The following is a 13547-nucleotide window of genomic DNA, read 5'->3' on the forward strand; positions in this document are numbered from 1 at the left end:
GCTACGGCGCCCTGTTCTGCTGAAATATGGATTAAGCCGCCTTCTGCGCTTCGACCTGCCCTGGAGCACCGGATATCCGTGCGGGCTCGCACTGAATCGAGATTTTGCGTGGCTTCAGTGCCTCCGGGATCTCGCGAACGAGGTCAATCGACAGCAGACCGTTACTCATATCCGCCCCGTTCACCCTGACATGGTCGGCAAGCTCGAACCGGTGTTCGAACGGCCGGCCGGCAATGCCACGATGCAGGTAACCATCCGTGGATGTCTCCTGCTTCTTGCCTGTCACGGTCAGAAGATTGGATTGGAAGGTGATGTCGAGATCGTCCTGGGCAAAGCCTGCCACCGCAATCGAGATCCGATAGGTGTCATCGCCGGTCTTGACGATGTCATAGGGCGGCCAGTCGCTGATCGAGCGGGCACGCTGAGCATTTTCCAGAAGGTTGAAGATCCGATCGAAGCCGACGCTCGACCGGTACAGTGGTGCATAGTCATTAGTAGATGTTGCCATAGCCATATCCTCCTTGAAGCAACATGGGTACGGAAGCGCCGAAAGCGGCCCTTCCAGCAAGGCCAGCCCCGTCATCAGCGGCTGGCGTCAATCGATTTGGTTTTTGGCAATTTCGGATTCAAGAGCACCAGCAGAAAAAATTTGACACGGTTTCATCACCCAGCCACTGGCTCAATCCAGTTCATAAACGGCCGCATTATCCTGGACCTCGCGCAGGCCTTTGTCGTCGGTCCAGCCCCGGAATTCGATCTCAGCAATCAACGTCGGCTGCGCAAACACATAGGTCTTGCCTTTCAAAGGGACGACCGGCGCCTTGGTTTTCAGCAGGTCGAGCGTCTTCTTCAGATATGCGGCATCCTTTTCCTTGAAGCCCGTGCCCACGGCGCCAACATAAACCCAATCATGGCCTCGTCGGCCTGCAAGCAGCAGACTGCCGATGCCACCGTGCGCAGCGGCGGACTGCTCGTAGCCGACGATCATGAAACTCTCGCTCTGCACGCATTTGATCTTTAGCCAGTCTCCCCTCCGCCCGAGGGGTAAGGGCTGTCGCGGTGTTTCGCGAAAATCCCTTCCAACCCACCATTGTAGAGATAATCGAACCCCGAAGTTTACCCGTTTACCGTTCGGGGGACGGGTAACGAAGTTGATAATCAGGCTGCGCCACGTCAGTAGGCAAACCCGAAGGAACATTCCCCCACGCGGAGCCGACATTTATGATCCGAACGCTTCTGATCGTTGCAGCGATAGCGATGCTGACTGCATGTGGAGCCAAGAAAGTGGTGTATAAGTGCGTGGTTACACCGACCAATCTGGTGGAGTGTGGGGTGGCCCCATAAAAACGGCCCACAATAGATCAAGAGACGATGGGGGGACCAACGAACCCTCCAGTCAGGCTTCACGACCTGGCTGTCGCGCATCACCGCGACAATATCCGAGGCCATGTTCCCTTCGGAACTGCCGATACTGCACCGTTCTTCTAGAACAGGATCAGGGACCGAAACGACGGTCGGCAACGCCCGACCCAAAGAGGATATGACAATGAAGAGCCTGTTGAAGATTGCCCTGGCTGCTGCGGCGTTTGCGATCACCGCACCGGCGGCGATGGCCAATACATTCGTCGCCTGGCAGGTGTCGGACGTCGCATGGAACGACGTGCTGAACGCGCGTGCCTGGCCGTCGGCGCAGTCGGCCGTCCGTGCCGGCTATCCGAACGGCACCACCATGCAGATGACCGGTCGCTGCATGAACGGCATCGATCTCAATGTGATTTCCGGCTGGTCGACCGGTGCCCAGCGCAAGGCTGTCCGCTCCACCTGGTGCCAGATCTGGCATGATCCGGGCCAGAACGGCGACTGGCAGACGGGCTGGGTCTTCGGCCGCTACATCAAGCCGCAAGGCTGGTGAGCACTCCAGCCACACCTTGCGCCTTCACATAGATATCGCGGCCTTCGCCCGGCGATGTCGTCAGAGAGACAAACGCTGCTTGTATCAGAACTCCTCCCAGCTATCGGTCGCACTTGCAACCTGGCCACCGCCAAACGCCTTGGCAACCGAGTTGGCCATCCGCCGCGCCGGCGAGGAGACAGGCTTATGCTGATTGCTTGCGATCGTCAGCCCTGCCGGTTTCTTGGCAGTCATCGTTTGCGTGCGTTGCCCGCCAAGCTGGAACTGGCTGATAAGTTCGCGTAGCCGGCCAGCCTCATTGGCGAGCGTTGCGCTGGCTGCGTTGGTTTCTTCAACCATGGCTGCGTTCTGCTGTGTCACCTGGTCCATCTGGTTGACGGCCGTGTTCACCTCGGCAAGGCCAATGGATTGTTCACGCGCGGAAATAGCAATGGAATCCATATGCTGGTTTACCGTGACGATATAGCTTTCGATCATTTTCAGCGCTTGGCCAGTTTCGCTGACAAGCTTGACGCCGCTCTGAACCTCCACGCTGGAATTGCGGATGAGATCCTTGATTTCCTTTGCCGCTTTCGCCGAGCGCTGCGCCAGTTCACGTACTTCCTGCGCCACAACAGCAAAGCCCTTTCCGGCGTCCCCGGCACGTGCCGCTTCAACCCCTGCATTCAACGCAAGGAGGTTGGTCTGGAAGGCGATCTCGTCGATGACGCCGATAATACTGGCGATCTGGTTTGAGGACTGCTCGATCTTCTGCATGGCGTTGACAGCGTCCGCAACCACCCGGCCAGACTCCGCCGCGCTCTTGTTGGCTTCAACGGCCACCGTCCGCGCCTCATCTGCACGTTTAGAAGAGTTGGTAACGTTTGCGGTGATCTGATCCAGTGCGGCGGCGGTTTCCTCTAACGACGCGGCCTGCTGCTCGGTCCGCTTTGACAGATCTTCCGCACTCTGGCTGATTTCTCGTGTGCCGTTGTCAATTGATCCTGTTGATCGAGCGACAGAGCCCAGCGTTTCGGCAAGCTGTCCAATTGCCGCGTTGAAGTCCGATCGAAGGCTCTCAAAATCGGAGGCAAAGGGCTCAGAAAGGTGGAAAGTAAGGTCTCCGCTGGCGAGATGCTTCAAACCGTTGGCCAGACCCGATGTTGCCTTAGCCATTGCCTCGGCCTTTATCCGCTCGACCTCGGCCACCTTGCGCTGCTCTACTTCAGTCTGGTTTCGCTGAGTATGGGCTTCCTGCTCGAGGCGCAGATTGGCGACAGCGTTCGCGCGAAATACTTCGACAGCGGCGGCCATCTCACCGATCTCATCGGCGCGTCCGTCGTAGGGAATTGCAGAGTTTGAATCACCTTCCGCCAGCCTCTTCATCGAGGTGGTAATTGTCTGGATTGGCTTGGCAATGCCCGCCACGGCAAACCAGATAGAACCGCCGATCGCCACGGCACACAAGCCGATGGCGATCAACGTCATGACCAGAGCAGTGTCATGGACGACCTGGCTGCTCGAATAGGTTTCCTTCGCCCCGGCTTCGGCGGTCTCGACAAGAGTGCTCACCTGCTTGACGATCTTGTCGCCCAGAGGCGCCAATTCCGACCAAAGTATTTGCTTGGCTTCCTCGGTCTTGCCTATACGGGAGGCGGTGACGACTCGCTCGCCGACGGCGTTGTAGTTCTGCACATCCGCCCGGATCTGAGTGGTGATATCGAACTGGCCCTGATTGATGCCACTCGTTTCGTAGGCTACCAAGTGCGCGAGAAAAGCAGCGCCAGTCTGCTTTATCCTCGCCTCCGCACGTTCCTTCCCTGCGTCATCAACGGACAGAAGGTGGTCACGGTATACAACGCGCAGAGTGGTCAAGTCGGCGCTCATATTTTTGGCGAGGGCAAGGCTCGGCATCCAGTGTGTTGCCAGATCACTAACATAGTTATTGACGACTTCCAGGCGATTTACCGAATAAAACGCGAAGCCACCAAATATCATGCTGACTGCAATCAGCATTCCCACGAGCGCGGTTTTGATTTTCGGACTTGACATAGAATCTCCCATCGCTGGACCGTGGTCCGGCGGCACAAACAAAACCCGTCAGGCAAAATCATTCTGCTTATGGAGTGGGGTTGGTGGGAATACATCTCCGCACCAATTTCTTAGCTTTTCAAAAGCTAGCTCTAATATTAAGCCAAAAGCTTTCTTTTTATTTAACCTTCGGATTAGCGCTGGCTACTCCTAGGTCTTGTGTTGCTCAAGAAATCGTGTGCTTCAGCGCTGATCGGGGTCGGACACGGTGAATGGTGTTTCGCCTTGAAAGAAATCACCTAGCATCACGTAAAATGCCTTCTTTTGCCGCGTGGACGCTTGCCCGAGCGCACGGACTACCTTCGTCGTCCCGCACGTGGGAGTTTTAAAACGCGAGACGACTGCGTTCTGCCTTTGGCTATCGATCGCCTGTAGAATTTGGTGGCGGTTGCAAGCCATTTACAAAGGCTGACAGTCTTCTAGGACCGGCTACTCGATCGCATCCAATCGTCTGCGAACCAGCCGATCGTCGCGATGTCCGCGATCGAATAATCGTCGACGATCCAGTCGCGGCCTTCCAACTGGCAATCCAGGACCCCGAGGAGAAGCTTGGATTCGTCGGCAAAGCGCTGTCGAGCCGCTTGTCTTGGTAGTCCCTACCGCTCGACCGAAGTAAAAAGCCAAGCTGACTGAACATCGGCCCGATGGCCGACATCTGAAAGAACACCCAGGTCAGGGTTTCGTAACGTTGGGCGGGCGCATCCGGAATGAGCTGGCCCGTCTTCTCGGCCAGGTAGAGGAGAATCGCACCGGCTTCCCAGACGACAATGCGGTCGCCGTTTGGCCCTGACGGATCGATGATCGCCGGTATGCGGCCGTTCGGGTTCAAAGACACGAACGCCGGATCCTTCGACTCGTTTTTTGAGATGTCGACCAGGTGGGGCTCGTATTTCAGGCCAGTCTCCTCCAGCATGATCGAGATCTTGACGCCATTGGGCGTGGGAGAAGCCGCGTAAAGTTGCAGGCGATCGGGATGAGACGCCGGCCAGCGCTGCGTGATCGGAAAGGACGAGAGGTCTTGCATAATTCTGCGATCCTCAAAGGCCAACGCCATGTTTCAACGCGCGAACAAGGGAGAGCAGTGATTGAGATGTGCCGTCATACCCTTCTACGAGATGCGCCATGCTCACGTCAGCGAGCACACCGCGCTCCAGCAGGCCTGCGACGACACCAAACTTGTCTTCCGGTGCATCGCCTGGACTCAACTTGGCGGTGAGATCAAAACTCTCGATCTCCAGCCGATACCCTTGGATCAGCTTGCGCCAGCCCTGCCAGAGGTCGGGTGCCAACTCATCGGTGCGCCAGCCACCTTCTGGTTCACTGGCTGACACTAAGTCCCTAATCTGCGTTTGTAGCGCGAGGTCATCCATAAACTCCAGTCGACCGTTCAGAATCAAACTGACGTAGTTATATGTAGGTGCGGTCCTGCTTCGATCAGAGTCAGGCTGTTGAAAGCTGCATGTAAACCAACTCGGCGAAATGGCGGCGCCAGGACCTTGAACCAGAATCGTAACAGGTGTTCCAATTTTCATGTCGGGAGCGATGGGGTTGGCTCTCGCTAGATGGAATTCAAGCGCGCCGACCGGAGCTTTACCGTTTCGGAAAGTAAGGGGGGCATGGGCAATGCGCGGTCCTTGGGATCCGTTGACCGAGATGGCCGCGAACGGAAACGTTTCCACCAGAGCACGAACGAGAGCCGGATCGGTGTGTTTGTATTCAGCGTAATGCATGCTTCGTCCTCGATAGGGTTTGCCTCGACCGCTGTCAGCGACCATTGGGTACGCAACACGAAATCAGGCTGCTCGGACTTTGTTGACGCGGCCGATTGCCGGTGACGATCAGCACCGCACGAGTTCAGCAGAACACACCGGCCTTCGTTGTCAATATAGACAGCCATTTAGCCTTCCGTAGTTCGCGACATCCAATGCGGTTCACACATCGGCAATTGCGGTTTCCGCATGGAATGCCATCACGTGATGACGTTTATTGGAGGGTGGCCTAACTCGCGGTGTAGCCCAGCTTTCCAAACTACCGCTGCTGCATCGTTGCCGCCATCTCTTGCCGGATGGCGCTCAATGCTTCCAGGCGCTGCTTTTGATCAAGCTTTCGCCCAGCACAGCGAGACTGATTCCAAGGAGGGCAATGTCTTTGATCAAGAATGATCCAACAAATGTGAGGTACGGGAATCCGCCCGAGGCGGCTTCCCAAATCGGCAAGGCGAACAATGTCGAAGCAGTCGTCGCAAACGTTAATGCCCCGAGGGCCCCGGCAGCAAGCCCTGCGCGGACCGACCAGAATGACGTGATGAACAGAGCGGCTGTGAAGAGTTCGACGACGCCGAGCAGGTAGCTGGTGCCGGCGAATCCAAAGACCGAGTAAAGCCATGCCAACCAGGGCGTGCCGTTGATCAGAGGTTTGAGCGCGTCAATTTCCATTTGGGTAAACTTCAGAATACCGATGAGGAGAAGAGGCAAGACAACGCCGGCCAGGGAAATAACACGGCCAGCAGTGAGTGTTAGGCGGTCTGCTGGCCGAGCCCTCAGGCAAGCTTCGGCAGCGGTAGGGATGTGAACGGTAGCCATTCGAAACGATCCTTTATCATGGAAAAACTCAGGGAAACTGTATGCGCGACGCATATAAAACACGAAAGCAACTTGATGTCTATGCCTGGTGCATATATATTTAGGGCATGGATGAGGGAAAAATTGAAAACGTCTTGGGGGCGCTTCTGCTTGCACTGTCGGACTCTATGGTTCGGGATAGTGAGCGCCATGCGCCCGAGCCGGGGGCGGCCGCTTCCGCGTTGGCGTTGTTGGGAGATGCGCCCTCCATCGAGCGGCTACGTTGGACCCTCGGGTTGTCGCATCCTGGGGCCGTTTGCCTTGTCGATCGCTTGACCGCCGAGGGACTGGTTCGGCGACACCCGAGTAAAAATGACCTCCGCGCCGCGGAGGTGCATCTGACAGAAGTGGGCAGGGAGAGATCCGCGGCAATCTATCCGCGAGACAGCGCAGAATGGCGTAGGCTTTGAAGCATCTCGAGCCCTTGGAACGCGTTGCTTTTGGTGAACTAACCTAAAAAATGCTGGTTCAGTTCATAGGGAGTATAGAAGACGCGTGTTCGGGTATGCCGGCTATGCGATCACGGCTCCTGCACCCGATTGCCCAGTCAGCCAAGCTTTGCTTTCGCAGGCGGGCGGAGGAATACGCTTGGCAGCACTGCAGGCGGGCGATGATTCATTAATCGGCGAATTCAATGTCACACGGGTGTATTGATGCGGTCAAAGTTACTACAGATTTAAGTGTAGATGGCCCGAACGTTCGAGTTCCGATGGCTTGTGTGCACTTCCTTTAAAGTATCGTGCGCAAAGGGCTGGAAGCTTTGGATAAGAGCTTCGCCTAGGCAAAGCGGTACGAAAGACTTCAAACCGAGGCCGCTTTGGGCAACCCGCCTCAAAAGCCGACAACGTGACCGCTAGCTAACATCTTGTCGGACAGCCCTGAAATTTTGCTCCGGGCCGTCATGGATTGCGCCGACATTTGGCGCCAGACTGCTTCAGAGCGCTTCGCCAGATCCCTATTGGTGCGGAAAACCCTAACCTCGAGATCAACATCCAGAGGTTCTGGTCCAGCCCGGACCAACTTGCCAGTCAGGATGTCGTTATGTGTTATGCTCAAAGGTAGCCACGCCACTCCCATCCCCAGAAGGGTCATCGAGCGCAGGCCGTCGGCCTGCGCATTTTCGAAGATCAGGCGTAGTCGGGAGAGGGAGCCATCCCGTCCGATGGCACCGTCGACGGCCCGGCCTAGAGTGCACACCGTCTCGTACCCTAGATAAAGCACGTCGGTTTCGCTGCCGCTAGTCAGGCGATGGCGTGGCTCGCCTGCCCTGTCCGGAACCGATAACGGAACGAGTTTATCTCTCCCCACAAGTATCGAATCGCACCTTGAAAGAGGGAGAGCTTCATACGCGCTTTTCAGATCAGCTCGAGCATCGACAAAGCATACGACGAAATCGACGTCGCCGTTTTCAAGGGCGCCGCAACAGGATCCGAGGCCGTCGGATCGAACGTTGAGGGGAAGCGATCCGACCTGACGTTGGAGGATGGGAAGCCATTTCGGGAAAAATGTAACGGAGAGGACATGCGGCGCGGCGAACCGTACGGCTGTCATTCTTTTATCGGCTTCGTCGCGTATCGCCCTGCGGGTTCCGTTCAACCGCCCAACGACATCGCTTGATATCGCCAGCAGTTCTTCGCCAGCCTTAGTTAGGTAGATGGGATTCTTGCTTTCTTCGAGTCATCTGATATCGAGCATTTATGCCTCCGTTAGCTTTAGACTACGTGGTGCATGCGGTTGTTACTCATGCGAATATTGCAATCTACGATGCTGCATTCGCATGTTGCGCGACCAGTTCTTGACTTCACAAGTGCCGAGGGAGCAATTAGTTTATAATTGGCATTCGCTTCACTTCTTCGCGCTTAGGTCATACTTTATTTTGAAGAGCACATACTACCGGGCAGTCTGGACAAGCACTGAGGTCGCACAAGCGACAAACCGAATAACCGTGATCGAGATCTTCGACGAAATTCGAGAGAAGCTTCTCGGTGAGCAATCGGTATGTCTCTCTTTCAGCGGGATCCAAGCCCTGTAAAGCTCTGGCTATACGCTCGAAGCGAGAAGACAAGATCGCATCACAGCTCGTTTCACCCGCTTCCGTTAAATGGAGAGCGACGGCTCGCCGATCGCTTGCGCTCGGTCGTCTTACGACCAAGTCATCCGTCACAAGCCGATCTATCAGGCGGACCGTGGCGGAATGCGAAAGTCCCAAAGCGCGTCGCATCTGCTCGATCGGCATCCCAGGCTGGTGCCGCAACAGCGCGATCGCCGCCGCCGCCTGCCCTTTCTCCGGAGCTTGGTTTTCTGTCTCTCGCAGTACGGCGTCAGCGAGGCCCAAAACCATTGCGCCGATCACGTTCTCTGTTTTTTTCTCATCCATTGCGAAAATATATATGCGTCACGCATAGACATCAAGCAAAATTAATATATGCTTGGCGCATACAAATCAAAGGAGAACGAAATGACACAGAACATCACATCCGTCGCCGATCGCGCTATCACAGGCTTGGATCGCATCATATCCGCCGCCACGATTACGAAGGCCGGCCGAGGCGTAGCACTCGCGGGAGTGGTCTTGCCGCTTCTGCTGATCGGCCTTCTCAAATTCACCCAGATTGAAGTCGATGCGCTGAAGCCTCTCATCACAAACACCCCATGGCTGTCATGGCTCTATCCCGCCTTCGGAGAAGTCGGCGCTACGGCCCTTCTGGGTACCGCGGAAATCTTCACCGCCATTCTCCTGATCGCATCGCCCTGGTCGGCGCGCGCCGGGGTACTCGGTGGTGCGATCGGCTCGCTCACCTTCCTCACCACCGTTTCGGTGATGTTCGCGCTACCGATCTGGTACGCCGAACTTGGCGGCTTCCCCTGGATCAATCCTGTTGGTCAGTTCCTGCTCAAAGACGTGTCGCTTCTCGGCATAAGCATCGTCATTTTTGGCGAAAGTCTCACACGTGCCAAGTCCCAGGTTTCCCAGGCCTGATCGATCGCTTCCGTCGAGGATTGGCGAAGAACACGTCGCAGATCATCACGATCTCGTTTCCCTCGACAGACTGGGACGGCCAGGCCAAGCTTGGCCTTGGTCGATCCCGCTAGAAACTCCAACGGGGGCTGGGCAAAGCCCATGCCCCGGACAGCCTGATTTCTCCAAGGATAACCACAATGAAAACCGAGAAACTGGAATTCGCGGGCCACGCGGGCGGCATACTTGCCGCCCGGCTCGACTTGCCAGACGGGGACATCCGCGGCTATGCGCTTTTTGCGCACTGCTTCACCTGCTCGAAGGATTTGATGGCTGTACGCCGGATATCTGCCGGGCTTGTACGGCATGGATTCGCTCTCATGCGCTTCGATTTTACAGGTTTGGGAGCCTCGGATGGAGAGTTCGCGTCAACGAATTTCTCATCCAATATAGAGGACCTCAAGCGGGCAGCAGCCCATCTGGCCGATATCCGCGAGGCGCCCCGCCTCATCATCGGCCACTCGCTTGGAGGTGCTGCGGTTTTAGCCGCAGCCTCCTCCATCCCCGGCATCGAGGCTGTGGTGACCATCGGCGCTCCGGCAGACGTCGCCCACGTCCTGCACAATTTTGGATCGGACCTGGCGGAAATCGAGGGAAAGGGCGAGGCGACGGTTTCGTTACATCGACGTGAATTCACGATTGAGAGGCAGTTTATTGAGGATGCCAGGACAGCCAATTTTGTCGGTGCGGATCCCCGCCCTGCGCAAGCCGCTTCTTATCCTGCATCCGCCGCTCGACGACACCGTCGGAATTGAAAATGCCGCGTTGATTTTTGCGGCAGCGAAACACCCAAAAAGCTTTGTCTCCCTCGACGGAGCGGATCATCTTCTGACCCGCGCCAAGGATGCCGAGTATGCCGCCAGCGTGATTGCGGGCTGGTCATCGCGTTACATCGGCAGCGCGGCAAAGGATCCAAGCACGCCGAGGCGTCGGACCAGCGGTAAGAACCGGAAATCCTTCAACGACATGCTGCCCAGGCGGAATAGGGTTGATTAAGTTGTTGTCCGTGGATTTTCCAGAAAATCCCCTCGTGACCATCCCGCTTCCAATCTTTGGCATCGTGCGTGGCCCGGACGCGGGTAGACGGCGTCCGGGGAAATCACTTATTTTTTCGGCGGCTCAGCAAGCGGTTTTCCAGCTTCGACAATATAGGTGACCAGTTCCTTCACAGCAGTTTTCCCTGTGCTCGTCGCGGCGTGGGCCTTGCGCGGCAGGATAGCATAGCTATCGCCAGCTTTGAACGTCCGCACGGCTTCACCCTCGGTTTCCAAGCTGAACTCGCCGTCGAGAAGATATCCAACTTCATAATCTTCGTGGATGTGGAGTTCGACCGTTACCCCCGGCTCAATGACGGCGATGCCGAGGATTTCTTCCCTTTTGGGTGAACCTGCGAGCGGGACCCTTTCCAATTCGGTCCAAGTGATTCCTTTGATGTCGACTTGATCCTCGGCAGATGCAGAATGAGCGTAACTGGCCACGCCGGCGACCACTGCACAGACAAAAAGCTTCTTCAGGTCGATCATTTATTTTCTCCCATCCCAGGCCTAGCGGCCTTGTTGTCAGTTCGGAAAAGCAGCCTCCAGATTGTGTCTCGCGTCATCCCCTTCCCGGCTTAGGCCAGGTTGGTTTACGGAAAACACGTAGTCCTGTTCTGCGCCTACGCGGTCAATATGGCATTGTGCGCACCGCTCTTTCGGATGCTTCGTTGCAAGTTTCTGATAGGGAGGCTGCTGATGGCCGATCGAGAAATACGCCCAGCCTCCGGTGTCCTCCGGGTAGCGCTCGCTGTCCTTGAGCATCAGGGCGATACCTGTAAAACCGTGTTGATAAATCACTTTGCCGAACCAGGCGTTACACAGATACGCGGCGGACCATCGCAATTTTTAGCGTCGACGCTGGTAAAGCTGAACTCCTTTACGATCAGCGATCCTTCAGGCCACTTTCCCGTCTCCATGTAAGTTCGGTAAGCGTAAGGCTCCACATTAACGTTATGAAACTCTGGAGTAGGAGTAAGCTTTTCATCCAGCAAGGAAGTGGTTATCGGTTCCCAGGCCACATATGCGTGAACCCAGGATCTGTAACCCCTTGGGAGCTCGGCTTGGCCGCTCTCGGTAAACGCGAGCTTGGCCGTTACTGCGGATGGACACCCGCTGGCGCTTACAGCCGAATGTATTCCACCGATGAGAGTTCCGGCGAAAAACGTCAAGATGCGCCTCATGAAAGCTCCCTCTGGGTTATTCGCTCATGGCGAAAACCTATTCGCCTGCTAACTTACCGAAAATATTACATTTTTAACGGGTAAGAAGCCAATGCGCATCGCGTATGGCGCCATGCGCAATCCTCATTGTGGGACTGGTTGGCTCTTTTGTTCAAAGCGGCAGACCGTCTGCGAGGGTAAGATGCCTCCCCGCGCGCGGTACTTCAAACAATCGCGGACAGGACGTGTTTACATTCCGTGCAAAGATCGACACACGCTCCCTGTCTTGCGTCTTGGAGGCCGCGGCAGGCAGAGCCATTCCGTCGCTGGCGATTTACATCAGGCATTGCTGAAACAACGGTTTAGCGTGGTTGATGAACGCGCCCACAGCACTTTGCTCGTTTACGCGCTAAAAATCATAGTTCGCGGAAACCGGCGTCAATGTTTCTACGACGAGAACTACGATCCGGCTGGTGTTTTAGACTAACGGCTTTGGTTCGAAAATCTAAGAAGGCGTTGTGGTAGCCTCTCTTGGGTCGGAACAACCGAAGCCCGCCGTCACCGTCGCCAAGCCCGTCGTGCGGGATGTCGGCGACGGCGAAAACGGTGAAAAGCTCTAGTAAGAGGCCCGGTACACGAGGGGCACCCAGTCATAGTTGGTATCGTCACGACGAACATGACCAATCCCGGGAAACGCGTGATGAGCGCCTGCAACCAGATATCGCTGATCAGCGGCTTCGGCGAACGCGACAGCACGTGTGGCCGAAGCGGCTTTCTGATCGACGTCGAAGTCCACCGTTACCTCCGGTTGATCATACTGGAGAACATCGCCATGAGCGACATCGCCCCAAAAAACAATTTTCTCCCCCTCGCTTTCAACAATGATGCCGCTATGCCCGGGTGTATGACCGGAGAGCAGAACCGAGCCGAACCCAGAAACAGGCGCAGCGTTGTCATCGAAGGTTTTCAACCTGCCGGCGTCCACATAAGGACCGACGCATTGTTCGGCTTGAGCGATCTGCGGGCCGAGAACCTTGTCACCCTTCCTCTCGGCGTCGGCTTTCAGCCAGAACAGCTCCTCTCGCCGGTTGACATGCAGAACCGCGTTCTCGTACACGCGCCTTCCATTGGTAATAAGCCCGCCGGAGTGGTCGGCATGGATGTGGGTCAGTATCACGTCGTCGATCTCGGACGCCTTGTATCCCGAGGCCTCGATGTTAGAGACAAGCTTCCCCAATGATGGGCCCAATAAGTCACCAGTGCCCGCATCTATAAGGACGAGCCGTTCCCCGGTATTGACAAGGAAGGCGTTGACCGAAATTTCCGCCGAGCCCGACTGATATCTGTCGACCAGATATGTTTCCGCCTCTTCCTCACCGATATTTTTATAGATCTTCGACATTGGCAGCTTTGCTGTGCCGTCAGAGAGTGCGGTAATTTCGTAAGAGCCGAGTTTGACGCGGTAGAAACCAGCTGCTTGCTTGCCCACCATGGGCGCTTTGGCGAAAACAGCGGCGGGAAGCGCGGTTAGCGTCCCGGCAGCGAGGGCAGTTCTACCGGAATTGATCAGAAGTGAACGGCGGGTGTGCATGGCAGCTCCAGAGTTTCAGACCAAGATAATTGGGGGTGTCAACTAGCTTTTAGGTATCAATACCTCCACAAGTAATCAAACCGATAGGACTGATGACACCTATCGATCATTTTTGTGAGTGCCTTCGATCTTGGCCT

General features: G+C 56.1%; 13 protein-coding genes and 2 pseudogenes. 3 read left to right on the forward strand and 12 right to left on the reverse strand.

The window, feature by feature from the left end; genetic code table 11:
- Positions 1 to 31 precede the first annotated feature (31 nt).
- Both ACP7E0_RS09035 and ACP7E0_RS09040 read right to left on the reverse strand, forming a co-directional pair.
- Entirely contained in the window at positions 32 to 508 is a 477-nt protein-coding gene (locus ACP7E0_RS09035; protein ID WP_426124383.1) for an Hsp20 family protein, read from the reverse strand.
- Between the two features lie 171 nt (positions 509 to 679).
- Positions 680 to 1086 (reverse strand): annotated as a pseudogene (locus tag ACP7E0_RS09040) (non-homologous end-joining DNA ligase); the annotation flags it as partial.
- A 460-nt stretch (positions 1087 to 1546) separates the two neighbouring features.
- Between ACP7E0_RS09040 and ACP7E0_RS09045 the strand changes: the two are divergent.
- Positions 1547 to 1912, forward strand: a complete 366-nt coding sequence (locus tag ACP7E0_RS09045; protein WP_426124385.1) for an SH3 domain-containing protein — start codon at positions 1547 to 1549, stop codon at positions 1910 to 1912.
- 84 nt (positions 1913 to 1996) lie between these two features.
- Here ACP7E0_RS09045 and ACP7E0_RS09050 read toward each other — a convergent pair whose 3' ends face one another.
- The 6 genes and pseudogenes from ACP7E0_RS09050 to ACP7E0_RS09075 form a co-directional block, all read right to left on the reverse strand.
- Positions 1997 to 3943, reverse strand: coding sequence for a HAMP domain-containing methyl-accepting chemotaxis protein (locus ACP7E0_RS09050; protein WP_426124387.1), 1947 nt, complete (start codon positions 3941 to 3943; stop codon positions 1997 to 1999).
- A gap of 497 nt (positions 3944 to 4440) precedes the next feature.
- Positions 4441 to 5006, reverse strand: a pseudogene (locus tag ACP7E0_RS09055) (glutathione S-transferase family protein); the annotation flags it as partial.
- Positions 5007 to 5019: 13 nt separating this feature from the next.
- Positions 5020 to 5712, reverse strand: a complete 693-nt coding sequence (locus ACP7E0_RS09060) for an FMN-binding negative transcriptional regulator (RefSeq protein WP_426124389.1) — start codon at positions 5710 to 5712, stop codon at positions 5020 to 5022.
- Positions 5713 to 6054: 342 nt separating this feature from the next.
- Positions 6055 to 6564, reverse strand: a complete 510-nt coding sequence (locus ACP7E0_RS09065) for a DUF417 family protein (protein ID WP_426124391.1) — start codon at positions 6562 to 6564, stop codon at positions 6055 to 6057.
- Positions 6565 to 7434: 870 nt separating this feature from the next.
- Positions 7435 to 8154, reverse strand: coding sequence for a substrate-binding domain-containing protein (locus tag ACP7E0_RS09070; RefSeq protein ID WP_426124392.1), 720 nt, complete (start codon positions 8152 to 8154; stop codon positions 7435 to 7437).
- Positions 8155 to 8467: 313 nt separating this feature from the next.
- The gene (locus tag ACP7E0_RS09075) at positions 8468 to 8980 is read right to left on the reverse strand and encodes a MarR family winged helix-turn-helix transcriptional regulator (RefSeq protein ID WP_426124393.1); all 513 of its coding nucleotides are present in this window, start codon (positions 8978 to 8980) and stop codon (positions 8468 to 8470) included.
- An 81-nt stretch (positions 8981 to 9061) separates the two neighbouring features.
- Between ACP7E0_RS09075 and ACP7E0_RS09080 the strand changes: the two genes are divergently transcribed.
- The gene (locus tag ACP7E0_RS09080; protein WP_426124394.1) at positions 9062 to 9583 is read left to right on the forward strand and encodes a DUF417 family protein; all 522 of its coding nucleotides are present in this window, start codon (positions 9062 to 9064) and stop codon (positions 9581 to 9583) included.
- Between the two features lie 179 nt (positions 9584 to 9762).
- Positions 9763 to 10377 carry an alpha/beta fold hydrolase gene (locus ACP7E0_RS09085; protein WP_426124396.1) on the forward strand — a complete coding sequence of 205 codons (615 nt, stop codon included), beginning with the start codon at positions 9763 to 9765 and terminating at the stop codon, positions 10375 to 10377.
- A 348-nt stretch (positions 10378 to 10725) separates the two neighbouring features.
- On the opposite strand, the gene ACP7E0_RS09090 is transcribed toward ACP7E0_RS09085, so the two are convergent.
- The 4 genes from ACP7E0_RS09090 to ACP7E0_RS09105 form a co-directional block, all read right to left on the reverse strand.
- A complete protein-coding gene (locus ACP7E0_RS09090; RefSeq protein ID WP_426124397.1) occupies positions 10726 to 11145 on the reverse strand; it encodes a cupin domain-containing protein in 420 nt (139 codons plus the stop codon).
- A 36-nt stretch (positions 11146 to 11181) separates the two neighbouring features.
- Positions 11182 to 11421, reverse strand: coding sequence for a cytochrome P460 family protein (locus ACP7E0_RS09095; protein WP_426124398.1), 240 nt, complete (start codon positions 11419 to 11421; stop codon positions 11182 to 11184).
- Positions 11422 to 11453: 32 nt separating this feature from the next.
- Complete coding sequence (locus ACP7E0_RS09100; protein WP_426124400.1) at positions 11454 to 11840, reverse strand: cytochrome P460 family protein; 387 nt, start codon at positions 11838 to 11840, stop codon at positions 11454 to 11456.
- Between the two features lie 595 nt (positions 11841 to 12435).
- The gene (locus tag ACP7E0_RS09105) at positions 12436 to 13410 is read right to left on the reverse strand and encodes an MBL fold metallo-hydrolase (protein ID WP_426124401.1); all 975 of its coding nucleotides are present in this window, start codon (positions 13408 to 13410) and stop codon (positions 12436 to 12438) included.
- Positions 13411 to 13547 lie beyond the last annotated feature (137 nt).

It is taken from the genome of Pararhizobium sp. PWRC1-1 (assembly GCF_049897905.1).
GTDB lineage: Bacteria > Pseudomonadota > Alphaproteobacteria > Rhizobiales > Rhizobiaceae > Pararhizobium.